24 protein-coding genes are annotated in these 24,185 nt (G+C 39.7%); all 24 read left to right on the plus strand.

Going from position 1 to position 24,185, the window contains the following annotated elements:
* The first annotated feature begins 6 nt into the window (after positions 1 to 6).
* The 24 genes from plsX to xerC all read left to right on the plus strand — a co-directional run bounded on the left by plsX (position 7) and on the right by xerC (position 24,182).
* Positions 7 to 1,011: a phosphate acyltransferase PlsX gene (gene plsX, locus ACH0CI_RS03395; protein WP_406900867.1), complete on the plus strand. Its 1,005-nt coding sequence runs from the start codon at positions 7 to 9 to the stop codon at positions 1,009 to 1,011.
* 3 nt (positions 1,012 to 1,014) lie between these two features.
* Complete coding sequence (fabD, locus tag ACH0CI_RS03400) at positions 1,015 to 1,959, plus strand: ACP S-malonyltransferase (RefSeq protein WP_406900868.1); 945 nt, start codon at positions 1,015 to 1,017, stop codon at positions 1,957 to 1,959.
* A 1-nt stretch (position 1,960) separates the two neighbouring features.
* Entirely contained in the window at positions 1,961 to 2,701 is a 741-nt protein-coding gene (gene fabG / locus ACH0CI_RS03405; RefSeq protein ID WP_013058906.1) for a 3-oxoacyl-[acyl-carrier-protein] reductase, read from the plus strand.
* A 138-nt stretch (positions 2,702 to 2,839) separates the two neighbouring features.
* Entirely contained in the window at positions 2,840 to 3,073 is a 234-nt protein-coding gene (gene acpP / locus ACH0CI_RS03410; protein WP_013058905.1) for an acyl carrier protein, read from the plus strand.
* A 181-nt stretch (positions 3,074 to 3,254) separates the two neighbouring features.
* Positions 3,255 to 4,001 (plus strand): ribonuclease III, encoded by a 747-nt coding sequence (gene rnc, locus ACH0CI_RS03415; protein ID WP_406900869.1) that lies wholly within the window; start codon positions 3,255 to 3,257, stop codon positions 3,999 to 4,001.
* A gap of 77 nt (positions 4,002 to 4,078) precedes the next feature.
* A complete protein-coding gene (gene smc / locus ACH0CI_RS03420; RefSeq protein WP_028411444.1) occupies positions 4,079 to 7,639 on the plus strand; it encodes a chromosome segregation protein SMC in 3,561 nt (1,186 codons plus the stop codon).
* A gap of 25 nt (positions 7,640 to 7,664) precedes the next feature.
* A complete protein-coding gene (ftsY, locus tag ACH0CI_RS03425) occupies positions 7,665 to 8,663 on the plus strand; it encodes a signal recognition particle-docking protein FtsY (RefSeq protein ID WP_013058902.1) in 999 nt (332 codons plus the stop codon).
* Between the two features lie 273 nt (positions 8,664 to 8,936).
* The gene (locus tag ACH0CI_RS03430; RefSeq protein ID WP_025750337.1) at positions 8,937 to 9,269 is read left to right on the plus strand and encodes a putative DNA-binding protein; all 333 of its coding nucleotides are present in this window, start codon (positions 8,937 to 8,939) and stop codon (positions 9,267 to 9,269) included.
* Between the two features lie 12 nt (positions 9,270 to 9,281).
* Entirely contained in the window at positions 9,282 to 10,625 is a 1,344-nt protein-coding gene (ffh, locus tag ACH0CI_RS03435; protein WP_028411443.1) for a signal recognition particle protein, read from the plus strand.
* A 137-nt stretch (positions 10,626 to 10,762) separates the two neighbouring features.
* Entirely contained in the window at positions 10,763 to 11,035 is a 273-nt protein-coding gene (gene rpsP, locus ACH0CI_RS03440; protein WP_013058899.1) for a 30S ribosomal protein S16, read from the plus strand.
* Between the two features lie 11 nt (positions 11,036 to 11,046).
* Entirely contained in the window at positions 11,047 to 11,277 is a 231-nt protein-coding gene (locus ACH0CI_RS03445; RefSeq protein WP_013058898.1) for a KH domain-containing protein, read from the plus strand.
* Between the two features lie 151 nt (positions 11,278 to 11,428).
* Positions 11,429 to 11,812, plus strand: coding sequence for a YlqD family protein (locus ACH0CI_RS03450; protein WP_013058897.1), 384 nt, complete (start codon positions 11,429 to 11,431; stop codon positions 11,810 to 11,812).
* A gap of 12 nt (positions 11,813 to 11,824) precedes the next feature.
* On the plus strand, positions 11,825 to 12,337 hold the full coding sequence (gene rimM / locus ACH0CI_RS03455; RefSeq protein ID WP_028411442.1) for a ribosome maturation factor RimM: 513 nt from the start codon (positions 11,825 to 11,827) through the stop codon (positions 12,335 to 12,337).
* Positions 12,337 to 13,077: a tRNA (guanosine(37)-N1)-methyltransferase TrmD gene (trmD, locus tag ACH0CI_RS03460; protein ID WP_014458419.1), complete on the plus strand. Its 741-nt coding sequence runs from the start codon at positions 12,337 to 12,339 to the stop codon at positions 13,075 to 13,077. Before rimM ends, trmD begins: the two co-directional genes overlap by 1 nt.
* 161 nt (positions 13,078 to 13,238) lie before the next feature.
* Positions 13,239 to 13,583 (plus strand): 50S ribosomal protein L19, encoded by a 345-nt coding sequence (gene rplS / locus ACH0CI_RS03465; protein ID WP_013084808.1) that lies wholly within the window; start codon positions 13,239 to 13,241, stop codon positions 13,581 to 13,583.
* Between the two features lie 180 nt (positions 13,584 to 13,763).
* Positions 13,764 to 14,315 carry a signal peptidase I gene (gene lepB / locus ACH0CI_RS03470; RefSeq protein WP_013058893.1) on the plus strand — a complete coding sequence of 184 codons (552 nt, stop codon included), beginning with the start codon at positions 13,764 to 13,766 and terminating at the stop codon, positions 14,313 to 14,315.
* A 21-nt stretch (positions 14,316 to 14,336) separates the two neighbouring features.
* On the plus strand, positions 14,337 to 15,203 hold the full coding sequence (ylqF, locus tag ACH0CI_RS03475) for a ribosome biogenesis GTPase YlqF (RefSeq protein WP_025750333.1): 867 nt from the start codon (positions 14,337 to 14,339) through the stop codon (positions 15,201 to 15,203).
* A gap of 107 nt (positions 15,204 to 15,310) precedes the next feature.
* A complete protein-coding gene (locus tag ACH0CI_RS03480; RefSeq protein ID WP_033579775.1) occupies positions 15,311 to 16,078 on the plus strand; it encodes a ribonuclease HII in 768 nt (255 codons plus the stop codon).
* A 368-nt stretch (positions 16,079 to 16,446) separates the two neighbouring features.
* Positions 16,447 to 17,607 carry an ADP-forming succinate--CoA ligase subunit beta gene (gene sucC, locus ACH0CI_RS03485; protein WP_013058890.1) on the plus strand — a complete coding sequence of 387 codons (1,161 nt, stop codon included), beginning with the start codon at positions 16,447 to 16,449 and terminating at the stop codon, positions 17,605 to 17,607.
* An 18-nt stretch (positions 17,608 to 17,625) separates the two neighbouring features.
* Positions 17,626 to 18,528, plus strand: a complete 903-nt coding sequence (gene sucD, locus ACH0CI_RS03490) for a succinate--CoA ligase subunit alpha (RefSeq protein WP_013058889.1) — start codon at positions 17,626 to 17,628, stop codon at positions 18,526 to 18,528.
* Between the two features lie 63 nt (positions 18,529 to 18,591).
* Entirely contained in the window at positions 18,592 to 19,473 is an 882-nt protein-coding gene (gene dprA, locus ACH0CI_RS03495; protein ID WP_406900870.1) for a DNA-processing protein DprA, read from the plus strand.
* 154 nt (positions 19,474 to 19,627) lie between these two features.
* A complete protein-coding gene (gene topA, locus ACH0CI_RS03500; RefSeq protein ID WP_028411437.1) occupies positions 19,628 to 21,703 on the plus strand; it encodes a type I DNA topoisomerase in 2,076 nt (691 codons plus the stop codon).
* Between the two features lie 206 nt (positions 21,704 to 21,909).
* Positions 21,910 to 23,214, plus strand: coding sequence for an FADH(2)-oxidizing methylenetetrahydrofolate--tRNA-(uracil(54)-C(5))-methyltransferase TrmFO (trmFO, locus tag ACH0CI_RS03505; protein WP_335706614.1), 1,305 nt, complete (start codon positions 21,910 to 21,912; stop codon positions 23,212 to 23,214).
* 65 nt (positions 23,215 to 23,279) lie between these two features.
* The gene (gene xerC / locus ACH0CI_RS03510; protein WP_014458427.1) at positions 23,280 to 24,182 is read left to right on the plus strand and encodes a tyrosine recombinase XerC; all 903 of its coding nucleotides are present in this window, start codon (positions 23,280 to 23,282) and stop codon (positions 24,180 to 24,182) included.
* The last annotated feature ends 3 nt before the right edge of the window (positions 24,183 to 24,185 follow it).

Genomic DNA, 24,185 nt, shown 5'->3' on the forward strand with positions numbered 1-24,185 from the left:
CCCAACATGAAACTAGCTATTGATGCAATGGGCGGAGATCATGCACCGAAAGCCATTATTGAAGGTGTAGAAAAAGCTACTGCTCAATTTAAAGAATTACATATTACGTTAATTGGAAACGAATCAGAAATAAAAAAGTATTTAACGAATTCAGATCGTATTTCGATTATTCATACAGAAGAAACCATTGATGCAACTGACGAGCCAGTGCGAGCTGTGCGTCGTAAAAAACAAGCATCTATGGTATTAATGGCAAATGAAGTAGCCGAAGGTCGTGCCGATGCTTGTATTTCAGCAGGAAATACAGGTGCGTTAATGACAGCGGGACTTTTTATTGTAGGTCGCATCAAAGGCATTGAACGCCCAGCACTTGCTCCGACGCTTCCGACACTAGATGGAAAAGGCTTTTTAATGCTAGATGTTGGTGCAAATGTTGATGCCAAGCCTGAACATTTGCTCCAGTACGCTGTGATGGGGTCGGTGTATGCCGAAAAAGTACGCGGCATTAAAGCTCCTAGAGTGGGACTGTTGAACATTGGAACTGAAGATAAAAAAGGAAATGACTTAACCAAACAAGCTTTTCAGCTACTAAAAAACGCTGATCTCAATTTTGTAGGCAACGTAGAATCTCGTGATTTGCTAAACGGCGTAGCCGATGTGGTTGTAACAGATGGTTTTACAGGAAATATGACTCTTAAGAGCATTGAGGGAACGGCGCTTTCCTTGTTTTCAATGATTAAACAAGAATTAATGAGCACGTTAAAAAGCAAGTTAGCCGCAGCGGTACTCAAGCCTCAGCTGCAGGGTTTAAAAGCGAAAATGGATTACAGTGAATATGGAGGAGCAGGGCTGTTTGGATTGCATGCGCCTGTTATCAAAGCGCACGGTTCGTCGGATGCGAATGCAGTATTTAGCGCGATTAAGCAAGCTGTGAATATGGTGGAAAACAATGTGTCTTCCACTATTCAAAAAGCAATCGAACAAACTGCTAATGAAGAAAAGGAGAGATAAGAAATGGGGAAAATTGCTTTTATCTTTCCAGGCCAAGGGTCACAAACTGTTGGTATGGGAAAAGATTTATATGATGAAACAGAGGAAGCAAAAAAGCTGATTGATACAGCTGACGAAGCTTTAGGGTTCAGTCTTTCAAACATTATTTTTGAAGGGCCTCAAGAAGAATTGACTTTAACTTATCACGCTCAACCTGCTCTTTTAACAACGAGTGCAATGCTGCTTGAAGCGTTTAAAACGAGCGGAATTACACCCGATTTTGTTGCGGGTCACAGTCTAGGAGAATACAGTGCGCTTGTGGCTGCTGAGGTTTTATCGTTTAAAGATGCTGTTGTGGCTGTTCACAAAAGAGGTCGCTATATGGACGAAGCTGTACCAGCAGGTCAAGGTACAATGGCAGCAGTGCTTGGCATGTCTGCGGAAGATCTAGAAGCCGTTACCGCTCAAATTACAAACGAAGGCGACACTGTTCAGCTTGCAAATATTAACTGTCCGGGTCAAATTGTTATTTCAGGTACGGTAAATGGCGTAGAAAAAGCAGGAGCTCTTGCCAAAGAAAAAGGTGCAAAACGCGTGATTCCTTTAGTGGTAAGCGGTCCGTTTCACTCTAGTTTAATGAAGCCAGCTGCTGAAAAATTACGTGATACGCTAGAAACAGTGGGCTTTAGCGATGCGAAAGTTCCAGTCATAGCAAACGTAACAGCAAAGCCGGTTACTGACAGTCAAGATATTCAAAACAAGCTAGTGGAACAACTGTATTCTCCAGTGAGATGGGAAGAAACAGTTGAGACACTTCTTGCAGAAGGTGTAGATACATTTGTTGAAATTGGACCAGGAAAAGTATTATCAGGTCTTGTGAAAAAAGTAAATCGCCGTGCGGCTGTTTACGCTGTTAATGATCTTACATCATTAAAATCAACGATTGACGCACTAAAAGGGGGAGAATAACATGTTACAAGGGAAAGTTGCAGTTGTAACAGGCGCTTCTCGCGGAATTGGTCGTGCCGTTGCAATTGAGCTGGGAAAGCTTGGTGCTAAAGTAGTTGTAAACTATTCTGGAAGCGAAGCGAAAGCTCTTGAAGTTGTGGATGAAATTAAAGGACTAGGAACGGATGCAATTGCTGTACAAGCAAATGTGGCAGAAAGTGATTCTGTACAAGCAATGATAAAAGAAGCGATTTCTACATTTGGTTCAGTAGATATTTTAGTAAACAACGCGGGCATCACACGTGATAATCTTCTTATGCGTATGAAAGAAGACGAATGGGATGATGTTATTAATACAAACTTAAAAGGCGTGTTTTTGTGTACAAAAGCGGTTACTCGTCAAATGATGAAGCAGCGCGCAGGACGCATCATTAACATTTCATCAATTGTCGGCGTCAGCGGTAATGCTGGACAAGCAAATTATGTAGCAGCAAAATCAGGCGTGATTGGTTTAACAAAAACAACTGCCAAAGAATTAGCAAGCCGCAATATTACAGTGAATGCAGTTGCTCCTGGTTTCATTGCAACAGACATGACGGATAAATTGAATGAAGAAGTTCAGGCGGAAATGTTAAAGCAAATTCCTCTTGCAAGTTTTGGCCAGCCTGAGGATGTTGCGAACGCAGTTGCGTTTTTAGCATCAGATGCAAGCCGTTATATTACCGGTCAAACGATTCACGTTGACGGCGGAATGGTGATGTAAAAAAGGCACTTTACGAAAAGTGCAATTTGGTGATAAAGTACAAAGGGACGTTTACTAGGCGACCGATAAACTTTATTATTCAACCATAGTATTTTAGATGGAAATCATCTATAATGACTTGAGGGGAGGTGAAGAACAATGGCAGAGGTACTAGAACGCGTAACAACAATCATTGTTGATCGTCTTGGTGTAGACAAAAGTGAAGTGAAACTAGAATCTAGTTTCAAAGAAGACTTAGGTGCTGACTCTCTAGACGTAGTTGAATTTGTAATGGAGCTTGAAGAGGAATTCGATATCGAAATTTCTGACGAAGAAGCTGAAAAAATTTCAACTGTAGGAGATGCAGTTAATTACATACAGAGCCAAATTTAATCTGTAGTATATGTATGAAAAGCCCCGTTAAACAGCGGGGCTTTCTCTTCTTTTTAAGAATTTCAAAAAAAGACCTCTTTTTTTTGAAAAGGTAGTGTATCTTTTAGGATACCTCGTTTTATAATGAGAGATGGTAGGGAAAAACTACGAAACAATTGAAGCAGGTAAGCGGAGGTATTTTATGCCTAAACAATATTCAAATCGAGATCGAAAGATGAACGTGAAATTCAAGCAAAATTTTGCCGAGTTTCAAAAGGAAATTGGTATTCATTTTACAAATGAAGCGCTTCTTTTTCAAGCATTTACACATTCATCCTATGTGAATGAGCATCGCAGAAGACCGTATGAAGACAACGAGCGTCTTGAGTTTTTAGGAGATGCCGTATTAGAGCTAACCGTATCACAATTTTTATTTAAAAAGTATCCAACGATGAGTGAAGGTGAGTTAACGAAGCTTCGTGCAGCAGTTGTGTGTGAACCGTCGCTTGTTACTTTTGCAAATGAAATGGATTTTGGTAAACTAGTGTTACTTGGAAAAGGTGAAGAGATGACGGGCGGCCGATCTAGACCGGCTTTACTGGCCGATGTGTTTGAAGCATTTATCGGAGCTCTTTATTTAGACCAAGGGCTTGATACGGTAGTAACGATTCTAAAAAAAGTTGTCTTTCCAAAAATTAATGAAGGTGCTTTTTCTCATGTGATGGATTTCAAAAGCCAGCTTCAAGAAGTGATTCAACGTGATGGAGTTGGACAATTAGAATACAAAGTTTTGCAAGAAAAAGGTCCAGCGCATAATCGCGAATTCTTATCTCGCGTATCGTTAAATGGTGAAGAGCTCGGCGTTGGTGTAGGCCGTTCGAAAAAAGAAGCAGAGCAAAAAGCAGCTCAAGTAGCTATTACGAAAATTAGAGCAAGTCAAACGAAATAAAATGATCCCCCTCTTAACGCATTCGTTATAAAGGGGGATTTGCTATGAAAAGATTACATGTGTGAGGGGGGATTTCTATGTTCCTCAAACGATTAGATATTGCAGGGTTCAAATCGTTTGCAGAAAAAGTATCGATAGATTTTGTGCCAGGTGTAACGGCGGTAGTAGGACCGAATGGGAGCGGAAAAAGCAACATTACGGATGCTATACGCTGGGTGCTTGGAGAACAGTCAGCCAAATCGCTTCGTGGAGGGAAAATGGAGGACATTATTTTTGCAGGAAGCGAATCACGCCGTGCGGTAAACGTGGCTGACGTAACGCTGACTTTGGAAAATGATGACCAGTTTCTCCCGCTTGATTATCATGAAGTTAGTATTACAAGGCGCGTGTACCGCTCAGGAGACAGTGAATTTTTTATTAACAACCAGCCGTGCCGTTTAAAAGATATTGTCGATTTATTTATGGACTCAGGACTTGGAAGAGAAGCTTTTTCGATTATCAGTCAAGGAAAAGTAGAAGAAGTACTAAGCAGTAAATCTGACGAGCGCCGTAAAATTTTTGAAGAAGCAGCAGGTGTATTAAAATACAAAACGCGTAAACGAAAAGCGGAGCTTCGGCTTCTCGAAACGCAAGAAAATTTAAATCGAGTAGTAGATATTCTTCATGAAATTGAAGGTCAGTTAGAGCCTTTACAGATTCAATCGTCTATTGCAAAAGATTATTTGCAGAAAAAAGAAGAATTAGAGCACATTGATGTGGCTGTTACGGTATTTGAAGTTGAAGATCTTCATCAGAAATGGGAAAAATTAAAAGCTGAAATGGCTCAGCACGAGCAGCTTGAAGAATCTCTCGCGACCAATATTCGCACGCGTGAAGGAGAAATTCAGACCCTTCGTTCGCATATTCAGCAAATCGATGAACAGCTAGACTCTTTACATAAAAAACTACTATATGTAAGTGAAGAAGTAGAAAAGCTAGAAGGCAAAAAAGAAGTATTAAAAGAGCGTAAGAAAAATGCTTTTCAAAATAAAGAGCAGCTGGAACGTTTAGTAAAAGAGTATACTCATAAGCATCAAGAGCTAAGTAAAGCAAAAGACAGCGAAGGAAAAGATCTTGAGCAATCTCAAAAAGAAGTGCAAGAGATACGTCTGAAGCTTACTGAGCAGGAACAGTTGTTCAGGCAGTACAGTGAGAATCTAGAAGAAAAACTTGAACAGATGAAAAGCGAATATTTTGAATTAGCGAACGCTCAAACATCCGCTCGAAATGAAATTTCATTTTTAGAGCAGCAAAAAATGCAAACGTTTGAAAAAGAGCAGCGCTTAACAAAATCCAACGAGCAATACGTTCAACAGCGCCGTGAATTAACGCAGCGAAAAGAAGCGGCGATCAAAAGGCTCGCTCAGTTTCGTCAAGAGCTTCAGCAGGCTGTACAAGTGTATAAGCAGCAAGGAGAGAAGCTTGAGTCATTAAGGCAAGCCTATCGTAAACAAGAGTCTACGCTTTATCAAGCTTATCAGTACGTGCAACAGACAAAATCACGAAAAGAAATGCTTGAAGAGATGCAAGAAGACTATGAAGGTTATTTTCACGGTGTAAAAGAAGTACTAAAAGCGCGTGATGGGAAGCTTGCAGGTATTAAAGGTGCCATTGCTGAGCTAATTAATGTCCCAAAAGAGTATGAAACAGCGCTTGAAATTGCGCTTGGAGGAGCAGCTCAGCACATTGTCGTTCAAGACGAACAAAGTGCCCGTCAGGCAATTGGCTTTTTGAAACAAAACGGTTACGGAAGAGCTACATTTTTACCACTGACGTCTGTAAAAGACCGTTATGTTCCGGCTCAAACTATTTCTATGCTAGAGAGTCACGAAGCGTATGTAGGAATCGCTTCATCTCTTGTTAAATACGAAGCTACTTACGACCGAGTTATTAAAAATTTGCTTGGAACCGTTATTGTTGTCAATGATTTAAAAGGCGCGAATGAACTTGCCCGTCTTGTGCAGCATCGCTATCGTTTTGTGACCGTTAAAGGGGATGTGGTCAACCCCGGTGGTTCGATGACAGGCGGTTCAATGAAGCAAAAGTCCAACTCTTTGTTAGGCCGTCAGCGTGAAGTGGAAGCCATTACGGCAAAAATAGAAGAGATGGAACAAAAGACGCTTGTGCTCGAGCAAGATGTGAAAGATAAAAAGTCACAGATTGAAGAGCTTCAACAGGAAATTAATAAACAGCAGGCATTTGTGGAACGCTTGAAAGACAAAGAGCAGGAATCTGACCGAGAAGTAAAGCAAATTGACATCGAAGAAAAAGCAGTGAATGACCGCTTAACCATGTATGATCATGATATTGCTAGCTTTAGACAAGATCAAACAAGCTTGTCCGCTCGAATTGATGAGCTGCATACGAGTTTGCAGGGAAATCAGCAGCAGGCAAATGTATTAGAGAAAAACATTGAAGAGTTAGCTGCACGCAAGCATACACAGCAAACGTCTAAAGAAACGGTTCAACATGAGCTTACAGAAGTAAAAGTGCTTCTTGCGAAAAAAGAACAGTTCCTCACAAATCAGCAAGAAAAATACGAAAGAGTGTGCTTTGAGCTTGATCAAACCATTCAGCGTTTGTCTGAAGCTACAGATGATCTTTCTCTTTTAACGAGTGAAATCACGAGCAACGACTCGGGTGAACTTCAGCTCGAAGAAGCGGCGCATGAGCGAATAAAAGAAAAGACAGAAACGTTACAATTAATGGATGACTGCAGATCAGAGCGGTTGAAAGCCCAGAATAAGCTTGAAGACGAAGAAAGGGTTGTAAAAGAGCTCCAGCGTCAGTACAAACAAATTACAGATGCTTTAAAAGATGAAGAAGTCAAAATCAATCGAATTGACGTAGAGCTAGACAGCCGTCTCCAGCAGCTGACAGAAGAGTACGAAATTAGCTTTGAAGCAGCAAAAGAAAAGTATCCTTTAACATTAGATATTCAAGAAGCAAGGAAAAAAATCAAGCTCATTAAGCTGGCAATTGATGAATTAGGAACCGTAAACTTAGGTTCTATCGAACAATACGAACGCGTTTCAGAACGCTATGAATTTTTAAATACGCAGCGAGCTGACCTCGACGAAGCGAAAAATACCCTGTATCAAGTGATTGAAGAAATGGACGAGGAAATGAAGAAACGTTTTTCTGATACGTTCTCTCGTATCCGCAATGAATTTGGTACAGTGTTCTCTTCACTATTCGGAGGAGGAAAAGCGGATTTGAAATTAACGGATCCGAAAGATTTATTAAATACAGGGGTGGAAATTGTTGCCCAGCCTCCTGGGAAAAAACTGCAGAATCTAGGGTTGCTGTCAGGCGGCGAGCGTTCGTTAACAGCCATTGCCCTCCTGTTTTCTATTTTGAAAGTACGTCCGGTGCCGTTTTGTGTGCTAGATGAAGTGGAAGCGGCGCTTGATGAAGCGAACGTTCATCGCTTCGCTACGTATTTACGCAAATTTAGTAATCAAACACAGTTCATTGTTATTACTCACCGAAAAGGTACAATGGAAGAAGCTGACGTACTGTACGGTGTGACAATGCAAGAATCTGGCGTATCGAAATTAGTCTCTGTTCGTTTAGAAGAATCAAAGCAATATGTTTAACTCATAGAATGAAAGGGTGGTACGAATGAGCTTTTTTAAGAAATTAAAAGAAAAAATTACAATGCAAACGGATTCTGTTACACAAAAATTTAAAGATGGACTATCAAAAACACGCAATTCTTTTTCGGAACGTGTGAATGATCTAGTGTCTCGCTATCGTCAAGTAGACGAAGAGTTTTTTGAAGAATTAGAGGAAATTTTAATTAGCGCTGATGTCGGTGTGGCTACCGTGTTGGATTTAATTGATGACTTAAAATCGGAAGTGAAACGCCGTAATATTAAGGACCCTCAAGATGTACAGGCTGTCATCTCTGAGAAATTAATTGATATTTATGAATCTGGTGAAGAGCAGATTGGTGAATTAAATATGCAGCAAAATGATTTAACGGTTATTTTGTTTGTAGGGGTAAACGGCGTTGGGAAAACAACAACAATTGGGAAAATTGCACATAAATTCAAACAAGAAGGCAAAAAAGTCGTAATGGCGGCAGGAGATACGTTCCGTGCCGGTGCGATTGAGCAGTTAGAAGTATGGGGAGAACGCGTTGGTGTTGATGTTATTAAGCAATCTGCAGGCTCTGACCCTGCCGCTGTCATGTATGACGCTGTTCAGTCAGCCAAGGCTCGAAAAGCAGATGTTTTATTATGTGATACAGCAGGTCGCCTTCAAAACAAAGTGAATTTAATGAAAGAATTAGAGAAAGTAAAGCGTGTTATTGAGCGAGAAATTCCTGGTGCTCCGCATGAAGTGCTTCTCGTACTTGATGCGACGACGGGTCAAAACGCTTTAAGTCAGGCTAAAACATTCTCAGAAGCAACGAACGTGACTGGAATTGTGTTAACAAAACTAGATGGTACGGCTAAAGGCGGGATTGTTCTTGCCATTCGAAACGAACTGAAGCTTCCTGTTAAATTCGTTGGACTTGGAGAAAAAGTAGACGACCTTCAGCCGTTTGACACGGAGCAATATATCTATGGGTTATTTGCCAATGCTGTAGAAGAAGAAACAGAAAAAGAGGCGTAATCTAAAAAGAGGCTGGGATAAAAGTATCTTCGTTGAAGGAAGATCCGAACGATTAATCGTTCGGATCTTTTTATTAGTAGGGTGGACGCAGGTTTCATATTTAGTCGTCTTTAAGTTGAAGTAATTTAGTTATGTTACCATCTCTTTTAAGTGGAAAAATGTGAGGTGTTAAGGAAAAAACTTGACATTCAAACCTCGCCTAGTTAAACTAATAACATGTAAAGGCTTTTCACTTAACAAGGGGGCGGTCAGATGGTTGAAAAGAGCGTGCATATGCTCGAGAAAACAACAAGAATGAATTACTTATTTGACTTCTATCAGGCGCTGTTGACGCCCAAACAAAGAAGTTATATGTCACTTTATTACTTGGATGATTATTCCCTCGGTGAAATAGCGGAAGAATTTGATGTGAGTCGTCAAGCAGTTTATGATAATATAAAACGTACAGAGCAAATGCTTGAACAATATGAGGAAAAGCTATTGTTATTTCAACGGTTTCAAGAGCGTCAATCAATTGTTCAACAACTGAAAGACGAACTTGCAGCCGACTTACACAAGAACAGTAAGCTTTCTTCTCTTCTTGATTCGCTCGAGAAATTAGATTAGGGGGCGGCGTATATGGCATTTGAAGGATTAGCCGACCGTTTGCAAAGCACACTGCAAAAGTTAAAAGGAAAAGGAAAAGTTAACGAAGCTGATGTTAAAGAAATGATGCGTGAAGTTAGACTTGCCCTTTTAGAAGCCGATGTAAACTTTAAAGTAGTAAAAGACTTTGTTAAGCGCGTAAGCGAACGTGCTGTAGGTCAAGACGTTCTTAAGAGCTTAACGCCTGGACAGCAAGTTATTAAGGTTGTACAAGAAGAATTAACTGCACTTATGGGCGGAGAGCAAAGCAAGATTGCAGTAGCTCCAAAAGCTCCAACTGTAATTATGATGGTTGGACTTCAAGGTGCAGGTAAAACAACAACAACTGGTAAACTTGCCAATTTATTACGTAAAAAATATAACCGTAATCCATTGCTTGTAGCAGCAGATATTTATCGTCCGGCAGCTATTAAACAGCTTGAAACACTAGGGAAACAGCTTAGCATGTCTGTTTTTTCATTAGGTGATCAAGTAAGTCCTGTGGAGATTGCGAAACAAGCTATTGCTCATGCGAAAGAAGAGCATCACGATTATGTATTAATTGATACAGCGGGACGTTTGCATGTTGATGAAAATCTAATGGAGGAGTTAGAACAGATCAAAGAGCTTTCTAACCCAGACGAAATTTTCCTTGTTGTCGATGCGATGACGGGTCAAGATGCAGTAAACGTTGCGGATAGCTTTAATAAGCAATTAGGATTAACTGGCGTTGTATTAACGAAACTAGACGGCGATACGCGCGGTGGTGCAGCGCTTTCTATTCGTGCAGTAACTGATACACCAATTAAGTTTGTCGGTCTTGGAGAAAAGATGGATGCTATTGAAGCATTCCACCCAGAGCGTATGGCTTCCCGTATCTTAGGTATGGGTGATGTGCTGACGCTTATCGAAAAGGCTCAGGCAAATGTAGATGCTGAAAAGGCAAAAGAGCTTGAAGCTAAGCTGCGCACGCAGTCATTTACATTCGATGACTTTTTAGATCAACTTGCTCAGGTGCGTCAAATGGGACCGCTTGATGAGCTAATTGGTATGCTTCCGGGCGCCAATAAAGTAAAGGGGCTCAAAAACCTGCAGGTTGATGAAAAGCAAATTAATCATGTAGAAGCAATTATTCGTTCGATGACGAAAGCGGAAAAAACAAACCCTGAAATCATTAATTCAAGTCGAAGAAAGCGTATTGCAAAAGGAAGCGGACGTTCTGTACAAGAAGTCAACCGTTTGCTTAAACAATTTGAAGACATGAAAAAAATGATGAAACAAATGACAAATATGTCAAAAGGCAAGAAAAAGGGTATGAAACTTCCATTCTTTTCATGATAAAATGCTTGATTTGAACTGAAAAAACCAAAGAAAATAAAATATTTTTCTAGTGTTAAGAAAAAAACCTTTACAAACATTTTACCTATTTGATATTATATTATCTTGTTGAAACATATTCGGAGGTGCTTTATAAAATGGCAGTAAAAATTCGTTTAAAACGTATGGGAGCTAAAAAATCTCCTTTCTATCGTATCGTAGCAGCAGACTCTCGTTCACCACGTGATGGACGTTACATCGAAGTAGTTGGAACTTACAATCCTGTAGTTCAACCAGCTGAAGTTAAAATCGATGAAGAGCTAGCTCTTAAATGGTTACAAAATGGTGCTAAACCATCTGATACAGTTCGTAACCTTTTCTCTAACGAAGGCATCATGGAAAAATTCCATAATGCTAAATTAGGAAAATAATTTCACTCGAGATGACATCACTAATCGAAACAATTGTAAAGCCGCTTGTTGATTATCCAGCTGATGTTAAAGTGGAGGAACAAGAAGATGAACGTCAAGTGACTTACATCCTTACTGTTCACCAAGAAGATGTCGGCAAAGTAATCGGCAAACAAGGCCGCGTTGCAAAAGCGATTCGAACTGTTGTGAATGCAGCAGCATCACAGCAAGGTAAAAAAGTGTATGTGAAAATTCAAGAGTAATCAAAAAGGGAGAGGGATAACCTCGCCCTTTTTTTATGTTATGATAAGATGAACGTTTTGATCACAGTAAGTCTTTTGCGAGCAAGAAGCAGCTATTTCAATATGCATGTAAAAAGCACAAGGTCACTATCTTGAGGGCGGAGGGAACGTTTTGAACATTATTCAAAAAGTGGTTGTGAAACAAGTGTTAACTGAAGCAAGCAAACAAGATCTTGAAAATCGTTTTATAAACCGCAAGCAGGCGCTTGAAAAGGAAATGGAACAGCTGAAATTTCAGTTAAAGCACATGGAAAAAGCCAATAAAGGTTCTTCTTTATTACATAGTCAATTTGAAAAAGAAAAATCCGCTCGCCTTGAAAAAATTGAAGTGTTGAACTTTCAGCTGACGCAATTAGAAAAGCTTCCTTTAGGGAGCGAACTCGTTGAAACGGAACTGGATGCCTTAGTAGAGGTAAAAATCGGCGATGATTGGGAAAAGATAAAAGAAAGTAAAACAATTATTATAAAAGATAGCAAAGTTGTTGAGATTAGATAGAGGTGAAGAAGCATGAAATGGTTTAAGGTTGGAAAAATTGTGAATACCCATGGTGTAAAAGGAGAAATTCGTATTGTATCAACTACGGATTTTGCTGATGAGCGCTATGAAAAAGGAAATAAACTTTATATCTTCAAAGAAAAGCAAAGCGAGCCGGTGGAAGTAACGGTAGCAAGCCATCGCAGGCATAAAAATTTTGATCTGCTTACATTCGAAGGCTATCACAACGTAAATGATGTTGAGCAGTACAAAAACTGCGAAGTGAAAATTCCTGAGGAGCAGCTAACGGATTTAGAAGACGGTGAATTTTATTTCCACGAAATTATTGGCTGTACAGTAAAAACAGAAGACGGAGTAGAGGTAGGAACGGTCAAAGAAATTTTAACGCCGGGAGCTAATGATGTGTGGGTCGTTAAAAAAGGCGGAAAAGAAGTTCTTATTCCTTACATCGACGACGTTGTACAATCTATTGATATAGAGGAAAAAGAGATTGTTATTACAGTAATGGAAGGGTTATTGGACTAATGAAAATTGATGTACTATCGCTATTTCCTTCTATGTTTGACGGTGTTTTTGGTGAATCAATTTTGAAAAAAGCACAGGAAAAAAATGCGGTTGAACTGAATGTAGTTAATTTCCGAGAATATTCTACGAACAAACATCAAAATGTGGACGATTATCCTTACGGCGGAGGTGCTGGAATGGTATTAACACCTCAGCCTATTTTTGACGCTGTAGAAAAGCTGACTGAAACAGCTAAGAAGCCCCGGGTAGTTTTGCTTTGTCCGCAGGGCGAACGCTATACACAGGCAAAAGCAGAAGAACTAGCAGCAGAAGAGCATTTAATTTTTATTTGCGGTCATTACGAAGGATATGATGAACGAATTCGTGAGCAGCTGGTAACTGATGAAATTTCAATTGGTGACTATGTATTAACTGGAGGAGAGCTTGGTGCAATGGTTGTGATCGATAGCGTTGTTCGCCTGCTTCCTGATGTGCTTGGCAATAATCATTCAGCTGTACAAGACTCACACAGTACAGGTTTACTAGAGCACCCCCACTATACGCGTCCTGCTGATTTTAGAGGCTTAACAGTTCCTGAAGTACTTATGTCAGGAAATCATAAAAAAATTGAACAGTGGCGCCAAAAAGAGTCTTTAAAGCGCACGTTGCTTCGAAGACCGGATATGCTTGAAAAGATGGAGCTAACGGAAGAGCAAAAGAAACTAGTAGCTCAATTAAAAGAGGAAAACAACCTTTCATAAATCCATAAAATTTATGCATAAACTCTGTTGCATACGGTATAAGAGTGTGCTAAGATAGATTTTGTGGCTTGGGCAGATGTCTGGTCACTTATAACGATGTTCCGCTGCAATGATTGAAAAGCATTGGTATGAGCGTCTGTTGGAAGGAGTTGAAACACGCGATGCAAAAATTAATCGAAGAGATTACAAAAGAACAATTAAAAACAGATCTTCCTACGTTCCGTCCTGGTGATACTGTACGTGTACACGTAAATATCGTTGAGGGTACTCGTGAACGTGTTCAGGTATTTGAAGGTGTTGTTATTAAGCGTCGTGGCGGTGGTATCAGCGAAACATTTACAGTACGTAAGATTTCTTACGGTGTAGGTGTAGAGCGTACATTCCCACTTCATACGCCAAAAATTGCAAAAATCGAAGTAATGCGCCGCGGTAAAGTACGCCGTGCGAAACTTTATTACCTACGTGAATTACGTGGTAAAGCTGCGCGTATTAAAGAAATTCGATAATAGTAAAGGGGAGCTTGTTTATACAAGCTCCTTTTTTCAAATGTTTTTTTATAACGATTCGTTCTCTGACAGTGAAAAATAGACGTACAAGTCATCATTTTTTTATTCTATTTATTTATTAGGCGTTTCAAACATTATCGTTTAAAATAAAGGTATGACATAAGAGTTGGAGGACTGAAGATGGCTCGAAAGAAAAATGAACTGTGGGAATGGATAAAAGCAATCGCCATTGCCGTACTGTTAGCTGTTGTAATTCGCTATTTTTTGTTTGCACCGATTGTAGTAGATGGACTTTCTATGATGCCTACGCTGCATGACCAAAATCGAATGATTGTAAATAAGTTCTCCTATAAGATTGGTGATCCTGATCGCTTTGATATTATTGTTTTTCATGCTACAGCGGAAAAAGATTACATAAAACGTATTATCGGACTGCCGGGTGATCATATTGAGTATCGAAATGATACGCTATATGTAAATGGAAAAGCTTATAAAGAGCCCTATTTAGATCAGTATAAAAAAGAAGTGATTGACGGTAATTTAACCGAAGATTTTAAACTAGAAGATGTAACAGGTAAAAAGACCGTGCCAGAAGGCTATTTGTTCGTGATGGGAGACAATCGACGCTACAGTAAAGACAGCCGTCAGATTGGCTTTGTGAGCATGGACAAGGTGCTTGGTAAAACGAGTGCCGTATACTGGCCGATTAAAGAAGCGCGTTTTGCAAAGTAAAATATAAAAGGTGAGTAAAATATGACAATTCAATGGTTTCCTGGCCATATGGCCAAGGCCAGAAGACAAGTAACTGAAAAGCTAAAATTGATTGATATTGTATACGAACTGGTTGATGCACGCATTCCGCAATCATCGCGAAATCCAATGATTGATGAGATTATTGTGAACAAGCCCAGAATCGTATTGTTGAATAAAGTGGACAAAGCGGATCCGCGCGTCACTCAGCAGTGGTTAGATTATTACAAAGAACAAGGTATTTATGCCTTAGCTATTGACGCACAAGCAGGTAAAGGAATGAAACAAATTGTTTCGTCTTCTAAAGAACTTCTTCAAGAGAAGTTTGACCGCATGCGCGCAAAAGGAGTTAAAAAACCCCGCGCTATCCGTGCGATGATTGTAGGGATTCCTAACGTCGGTAAATCAACGCTAATTAATCGCCTTGCCAGCAAAAAAATCGCCAAGACGGGAGATCGTCCAGGTGTGACGCAGGCACAGCAGTGGATTAAGGTAGGAAACGAGCTAGAGCTGCTTGATACGCCAGGTATTTTGTGGCCTAAGTTTGAAGATGAAACAGTTGGATATAAGCTTGCGACAACGGGTGCTATCAAAGATACCATTTTAAATATGCAAGATGTCGCTGTTTATGCGCTGCGCTTCTTAACTAGCCATTACCCAGAACAATTAAAGCAGCGTTATGATTTAAATGAAATCCCTGAAGACATTGTAGAGCTTTTTGATGCAATTGGGTCGCGCCGCGGCTGTTTAATGGGTGGCGGCATGGTGGATTACGATAAAACAGCTGAGCTTGTTCTTCGAGAAATTCGAACGGATAAAATTGGCACCTTTACATTTGATGATCCAAGTGAAGCTGAACAACAGCTGTAAGCAACACATTGCGAACTGAAGCAAAAAACGCCTCTGCCTTTTCAGCATGAGGCGTTTTTTATGTGAAAGTGCCGCGTGAAAATGTTGATATAAAGAAGGTGGAGCTAATGAAAAAGAGTATTAAGGAAATAAAAGAGGAACTAAAGCAAGTGAGAAGCCCGGAAGATGCTTTATTTAAGGCATATGCGCAAGATGAGCGTAAAGGTGTGCAGCAGGTTATTATTCAAAAACAAAGGCAATTTGAAGCGGCTGAGCGCTTGAAGCAACAGTTTGATGAAATGATGGCATATGAAAATGAATTATATAGGCAAGGAGCAACTTATATTGCCGGAGTAGACGAAGTAGGAAGGGGACCGTTAGCAGGACCGGTAGTAGCAGCTGCTGTTATTTTGCCTCCCGATTTTTTTCTCCCTGGTCTGACGGATTCAAAGAAGTTATCAGAAGCAAAGCGAGAAGCGTTTTATGAAGAAATTTGTAAAAAAGCTGTCGCTATCGGTATAGGGATTATAGACGCAGAGGTCATTGATTCTATTAATATTTACGAAGCAACAAAAAAGGCAATGACTGAAGCCATTGAACTGCTGGCAGTTCAGCCTGATGAACTGCTCATTGATGCGATGAAGCTGCCGGTGCCTATTTCGCAGCAGTCAATCATTAAAGGCGATGCTACAAGCATTTCAATTGCTGCAAGTTCTGTTATTGCAAAAGTGACGCGAGATCGAATGATGAAAGAACTTGGTGAACGCTATCCTGCATACGGATTCGAAAAACATATGGGATATGGAACAAAACAACATTTAGAAGCAATCGAACAATATGGAATTTTGCCAGAACACCGCCGATCTTTTGCACCGATAAAAAACCAAGTAAACTAGAACATGATACCCGAGCATATCTCTGCTTTTTAGCGCATGTTTCAATGCGGGATTCTAGGCTTAAAAAGAATATAGCCTATGTAAGCGGAGATATTGCAGCGGGAAAAATTCGTAAATTATTTTCCTCTCAGTCTGCTTTAGTTATGAAGGTTGATTTACATGATCAACCACACGTTTAACGTCCGCAGAGCCTCATCTACTTCATAAGGTATGGTTAAGTACTATCTCCATAAAAATATCAATTTTCTTATTATTTCAATATTTTTCACTAGAATAGTAGACAATTAGACAATTATTTTTATACAATGAAAGCGCAGTCTATTTTGTGCAGTATAGTTTTGTGGTTGATTATGTTAGGAGGATGGGAAATGAATATCCATGAGTATCAAGGAAAAGAACTACTCAGAAAATATGGGGTTGCAGTACCAAACGGTCGAGTAGCTTTTACTGTTGAAGAAGCAGTTGAAGCAGCAAAGGAATTAGGTTCACAAGTATCAGTGGTGAAAGCACAAATCCATGCTGGTGGACGCGGTAAAGCGGGCGGTGTCAAAGTAGCAAAAAACTTAGATGAAGTTCGTACATATGCACAAGATATTTTAGGAAAGACCCTCGTAACGCACCAAACAGGCCCTGAAGGAAAAGAAGTTAAGCGCTTGTTAGTTGAAGAGGGATGCGATATTAAGAAAGAATACTACATCGGTTTAGTTCTTGATCGTGCAACGTCTCAAGTTGTATTGATGGGTTCTGAAGAAGGTGGAACTGAAATTGAAGAAGTGGCGGAAAAAACGCCTGAAAAAATCTTTAAAGAATATGTAGATCCTGCGATTGGTTTACAAGCATTCCAAGCTCGCAGACTTGCATTTAATATTAATATTCCAAAAGAATTAGTTGGAAAAGCAGTTAAATTCATGACAGGTTTATATACAGTATTTGTTGAAAAAGACTGCTCAATTGCAGAGATTAACCCTCTAGTTGTAACAGGTGACGGAGACGTTATGGCATTGGATGCGAAGTTAAACTTTGATTCAAATGCGCTGTATCGCCAAAAAGATATTCTTGAATATCGTGACCTTGAAGAGGAAGATGCTAAAGAAATTGAAGCATCTAAATACGACTTAAGCTACATTTCACTAGACGGTAATATCGGTTGTATGGTAAACGGTGCAGGTTTAGCGATGGCAACGATGGATATTATTAAGCATTACGGAGGCGACCCTGCTAACTTCCTGGATGTTGGGGGCGGCGCAACTGCTGAAAAAGTAACAGAAGCATTTAAAATTATTTTATCTGACCAAAATGTAAAAGGTATTTTCGTTAATATTTTCGGCGGAATTATGAAATGTGATGTTATTGCAACAGGTGTTGTTGAAGCAACGAAACAAGTTGGATTAAGCCTTCCATTAGTTGTTCGCTTAGAAGGAACAAACGTTGAACTTGGAAAAGAAATTTTACAAAAATCAGGCTTAAATATCACAGCTGCTGAATCTATGGCAGACGGCGCACAAAAAATCGTTTCACTAGTGAAATAGAAAGGCTGGGGGATAGGAATGAGCGTATTTATTAATCAAGATACAAAAGTAATTGTACAAGGAATTACAGGCGGAGTTGGCCTTTTTCATACACAGCAAATGTTAGAATATGGAACAAAAATTGTTGGTGGCGTAACGCCGGGTAAAGGCGGCTTAGAAGTAGAAGGTGTTCCGGTATTTAATACGGTTGCCGAGGCGAAAGAAAAAACAGGCGCAACGGCTTCTGTTGTATATGTTCCACCAGCATTCGCAGCTGACTCCATTATTGAAGCAGTTGACGCAGATTTAGATTTAGTTATTTGTATTACAGAAGGTATTCCAGTATTAGATATGGTAAAAGTAAAGCGTTATATGGAAGGAAAACGTACGCGTCTTGTAGGGCCTAACTGCCCAGGTGTTATTACACCGGAAGAATGTAAAATTGGCATTATGCCAGGGTACATTCACAAAAAAGGTCATGTAGGTGTAGTTTCGCGTTCTGGTACATTAACATATGAAGCTGTTCACCAACTTTCTGAAGCTGGAATTGGCCAATCAACAGCTGTTGGTATCGGCGGTGACCCGGTGAATGGCACGAACTTTATCGATGTATTAAAAGCGTTTAATGAAGATGAAGATACGTATGCAGTAATTATGATTGGGGAAATCGGCGGTACAGCAGAAGAAGAAGCGGCAGAATGGGTAAAAGCAAATATGACAAAACCTGTTGTCGGCTTCATTGGCGGTCAAACAGCGCCTCCAGGAAAACGTATGGGCCATGCTGGTGCGATTATTTCAGGTGGTAAAGGGACAGCGTCTGAAAAAATTAAAACAATGAATGAGTGCGGTATCCAAGTAGCTGAAACACCATCTGTTATGGGAGAAACACTTATTAAAGTGTTAAAAGAACAAGGCATTTACGAGCAGTGTAAGACTCATTAATAGAAGACATATAGCCTCCTTTGACCGGGGGCTATTTTGTCCATTTAAAAAGGAGATTGTAGAATGTCTGGTTTACGGGAAAAATTAATTCATTTAGCACATTGTCCATCTGTTAATTGGAAACAAATTTTTACGCTACTTCAACAGAATTCTTCATTACAAAATCTCTACGAGTACTCTCCATCACAGCTTCAAAAACTATTGACTCTCTCGATTGAACGTGCTAATCAAATAAAAAAAGATTTGCAAACTATTCCAATACGAGATATTCTAGATAAATATGACGCTGAGAATATTCGATGTGTCACCATCTTAGATGATGAATATCCTGAACTTTTGCGCCATATTTATGATCCGCCTTGGGTATTATTTGCAAGGGAGAACTTGTCTCTTCTACACGCTCCGGCAAGCTTAAGCGTTGTAGGAACAAGAAATCCTACTTCATATGGAACTGCAGCTTTAACTCGTATTGTTAAGCCGATGCTGCATGAAGAATTTGTCGTTGTGAGTGGGCTAGCCTTAGGAATTGACCAGGCTGCTCATGAACTGGCTATCGCTGAAAAAGCTAAAACGATTGCAGTTTTAGGCGGAGGGTTTTATAATATTTACCCAAGAGGAAACCAAAATTTAGCAAGAGAAATTGCGCAGCATCATTTGCTGCTTTCTGAATATGCCCCGTTTATGAAGCCGACGAAATGGTTTTTCCCTCGCAGAAACAGAATCATTAGCGGATTAACAGGAGGCACGTTGGTGGTGCAAGCAAAAGAAAGAAGTGGATCTTTTATTACCGCCGACCAGGCGCTTCAGCAAGGAAGAGAAGTATTTGCCATACCGGGTTCTATTTTTGAAGAAACATCATGTGGAACGAATAAGTTAATCCAATTAGGGGCAAAACTTGTGCAAAGCGCTGCTGATATTACAGATGAAATGATGTATATAAGATGAATGTTTCAAAGTAGTCATATTCTTGCATGGTATGAAATACTAGTGAGATACGTAGGAAAATCGTATGACTTATCTTTTTGACATTTGACAAACAAGAACCAAATATTTAATAATAATGAAGATTTTATTCTACCTCTTGAGGAGGAACAAATAGATGTCTGACTACCTAGTAATTGTAGAATCGCCTGCAAAGGCTAAAACAATTGAACGTTATTTAGGAAAGAAATATAAAGTAAAAGCATCGATGGGACATGTTCGCGATTTACCTAAAAGTCAAATGGGAATTGATATTGAACAAGATTACAACCCGAAATATATTACAATTCGCGGGAAAGGCCCGGTTTTAAAAGAACTAAAAACAGCGGCTAAAAAAGCAAAAAAGATTTACCTAGCAGCCGATCCAGACCGTGAAGGAGAAGCGATTGCATGGCATTTGGCGCACAGTTTGGATGTAGACATTGCATCGGACTGCCGCGTAGTATTTAACGAGATTACAAAAGAAGCGATTAAAGAATCTTTTAAACATCCACGAGCAATTAATATGGATTTAGTAGATGCTCAACAAGCACGACGTATTCTTGACAGGCTGGTTGGCTACAATATCAGTCCATTGCTGTGGAAAAAAGTGAAAAAAGGATTAAGTGCCGGAAGGGTTCAATCAATTGCAGTGCGGTTAATTATTGATCGTGAAAAAGAAATTGCAAAGTTTATCCCAGAAGAATACTGGACGGTAAAAGCAACTTTTCAAAAAGGGAACGACCAGTTTGAAGGCCAGTTAATCGAATATCAAGGGAAAAAAGTAGAGCTATCGAATGAAGATGATGTAACCAACATTGTTAAACAATTAGATGGAAACGAATTTTCAATTTCTAAAGTAACAAAACGTGAGCGAAAGCGTAATGCGGCTCCTTCTTTTACCACGTCTTCATTACAGCAAGAGGCAGCGCGGAAACTGAACTTCCGAGCGAAAAAAACGATGATGATTGCGCAGCAATTATATGAAGGAATTGATTTAGGAAAAGAAGGTACAGTAGGTCTTATCACGTATATGCGTACCGATTCTACTCGTATTTCAGAAACAGCTCAAACAGAAGCTAGAGATTACATTACGAACGCGTACGGAAATCAGTTTGTGGCAACGGAAAAGCGTAAAGAAAAGAAGAATTCAAATGCGCAAGATGCCCACGAAGCGATTCGTCCAACTTCAGCTCTTCGTAAACCAGGAGAGGTAAAAGAGTTCTTATCGCGTGATCAGTATCGACTGTATAAGTTAGTATGGGAGCGCTTCGTTGCTAGTCAAATGGCACCTGCCATTATGGATACAATGGCTGTAGATTTGAAAAATGGAGACGTAACATTTAGAGCGAACGGCTCAAAAGTTAAATTTCCAGGCTTTATGAAAGTGTATGTTGAAGGCAATGATGATCAAGTGGAGGAAAAAGAAAATCTTCTTCCAGACTTAGAAGAAGGAGAAGTAGCTTATTCTAAGGACATCGATGAAAAGCAGCATTTCACACAGCCGCCGCCAAGATATACCGAAGCTCGTTTAGTTAAGACATTAGAAGAGCTAGGCATTGGCCGACCGTCTACATATGCTCCAACACTTGATACGATTCAAAAGCGCGGATACGTAGCGCTCGATAACAAGCGTTTTGTTCCAACAGAACTTGGAGAAATTGTACTAGAGCTTGTATTGGAGTTTTTCCCGGAAATTTTAGATGTAGAGTTTACAGCTAAAATGGAAAACGATTTGGATGAAGTGGAAGATGGTAATGTTCAATGGGTGCGTGTTATTGACGAATTTTACAGTGATTTTGAAAAACGCTTAGAACATGCTGAAAAAGAAATGCGCGAAGTGGAGATTAAAGATGAACCTGCCGGAGAAGACTGTGAAGAATGCGGTTCACCTATGGTATACAAAATGGGACGCTACGGAAAATTTATGGCATGCTCTAATTTCCCTGACTGTCGCAACACGAAGCCAATTGTAAAAGAGATTGGCGTAAAGTGTCCGAAATGTGAAGAAGGAAATATCGTTGAGCGAAAATCGAAGAAAAAGCGTACATTTTATGGCTGTGATCGATTCCCGGGCTGTGACTTCGTATCTTGGGATAAACCGATTGCAAGAAAATGTCCGAAATGTGAAAATCTGCTTGTAGAGAAGAAACAGAAAAAAGGAACTCAAGTGGTCTGTACAAGTTGTGATTATAAAGAGGAAGCTCAGCAGTAAAAGAGAATGGGATGAATTCCCACACTTTAAATTTAAAAATAGCAGTTATATAAGATGCGGCGACATTGCTTCATGTGCTAAAATGGAAACGTTATTAGCGACATTGAGTAATGTCGCATTTTCTTTGTCCCGTTAAAAAAGGAAAAGACAAGTGAATGAATAAGCAAAATGATAGAAAAGATAGAAATGAAGTTGGAGGATTTACAATGAATGAACAAGTAATTAATGTTATTGGAGCAGGTCTTGCTGGAAGTGAAGCAGCTTGGCAAATCGCAAAGCGCGGTTTGAAAGTCCGTCTTTATGAAATGAGACCAGTAAAGCAAACACCTGCTCATCATACGGACAAATTTGCTGAATTAGTATGTAGTAATTCACTGCGTGCGAATACATTAACAAATGCAGTGGGTGTGCTAAAAGAAGAAATGCGATTATTAGACTCTGTCATTATTCGTTCAGCAGACGAGTGTGCGGTTCCAGCAGGTGGAGCACTGGCTGTTGATCGTCACGAATTTGCCTCTCGTGTGACGGAAAGCGTTAAAAACCATCCGAACGTAACGGTTGTTAATGAAGAAATTACGGAAATTCCACAGGGACCAACTGTTATTGCAACAGGTCCGCTAACGTCAAAAGATTTATCGGAACAGCTGCGCGCGTTAACAAGTGAAGATTATTTATATTTTTACGATGCGGCTGCACCTATTATTGAAAAAGACAGCATTGATATGGATAAAGTATATCTTAAATCTCGCTATGACAAAGGGGAAGCTGCCTATTTAAACTGTCCGATGACAAAAGAAGAATTCCAGCGCTTTCATGAAGCATTAATCAATGCAGAGACGGTTCCTTTAAAAGAATTTGAGAAAGAAATTTATTTTGAAGGATGTATGCCGATTGAAGTGATGGCTTCACGCGGAGAAAAAACAATGCTCTTTGGACCAATGAAACCAGTTGGGTTAGAAGATCCGAAAACAGGAAAGCGACCTTATGCAGTTGTTCAGCTTCGTCAAGATGATGCAGCAGGTACACTATATAATATTGTAGGTTTCCAAACACATTTAAAATGGGGAGCACAAAAAGAAGTATTAAGCTTAATCCCAGGTTTAGAAAATGCAGAAGTAGTACGCTACGGAGTTATGCATAGAAATACGTTTATTAATTCTCCTAAATTGTTAAAGCCTACGTATCAATATCGCGAGCGTGACGACTTATTCTTTGCTGGACAAATGACGGGAGTAGAAGGATATGTAGAATCAGCTGCGAGCGGATTAATGGCAGGAATGAACGCGGCTCGACTTGTGCTTGGTGAAGAATTGGTTGTATTGCCGCAGGAAACAGCGATTGGCAGTATGGCTCACTATATCACACATACAAACGCCAAAAACTTCCAGCCGATGAATGCCAACTTTGGCTTATTCAAAGAATTGGAAGTGCGAATCAAAAACAAACAAGAACGAAATGAAACGCTGGCTAAACGAGCATTGGAAACTATTCAGAATTTTACAATAAAATAATCAAAATTGTTTGCAAGGGCTACTTAATTGTGATAATATTTAGTAGCCCTTGTGAGGTGATAACATTGGAATTTGTTAAAGATGTATTAAATTCCTTTCTAGAATATTTACAAATTGAGAAAAATTATTCAAAATATACAGTTGACTGCTATGAAAAAGACATAGGTATCTTCATGTCTTTTATGCAGGAAGAGCAAATACAAAACCTACAAAGTGTTACATATGCTGATGCAAGGCTGTTTTTAACACGCCTATATGAAAAGCAGTATTCAAAAAGATCGATGTCACGCAAAATTTCTTGTTTGAGAACGTTTTATCGTTACTTAAATAGAGAAGAATTAGTAGAAGATAATCCATTTGCGCTCGTTACCCTTCCTAAAAAGGAAGAGAGAAATCCTCGCTTCCTGTATGAAGAGGAGATTGTGAAATTATTTCAAATGAATGACTTAACAACTCCGTTAGGGCAGCGTAATCAGTCTCTCTTAGAATTGCTGTATGCCACCGGAATACGAGTGAGTGAATGTGCATCTATTAAGCTTAGCGATATAGATTTTTCACTTCAAACTTTGCTCGTATATGGCAAAGGGAAAAAACAACGGTACGTGCCATTTGGCTGTTATGCCAAGGACGCCCTTAGAGTATATATAGATAATGGAAGAAAGCTTCTTTTAAAAAAGGCTCCTTCTGATACTCATTCGCTCTTTTTAAATTATAAGGGGACACCGTTGACAGACCGAGGCATACGCTTAGTCATTGATCAGTTAGTAAAGAAAACCGCTGAGAATATACATATTAGTCCACACGTTTTGCGGCATACTTTTGCGACTCATATGTTAAATGAAGGGGCAGATTTACGTACAGTTCAAGAAATGCTAGGTCATGAACATTTATCAACCACTCAAATATACACACATGTGACGAAGGATCGTTTAAAGGCAGTTTATATGAATCACCATCCTCGCGCATAAAAG

Origin of the sequence: Priestia sp. 179-F W1.4 NHS, assembly GCF_045369295.1 — a bacterium.
Classification (GTDB): Bacteria; Bacillota; Bacilli; order Bacillales; family Bacillaceae_H; genus Priestia; species Priestia zanthoxyli.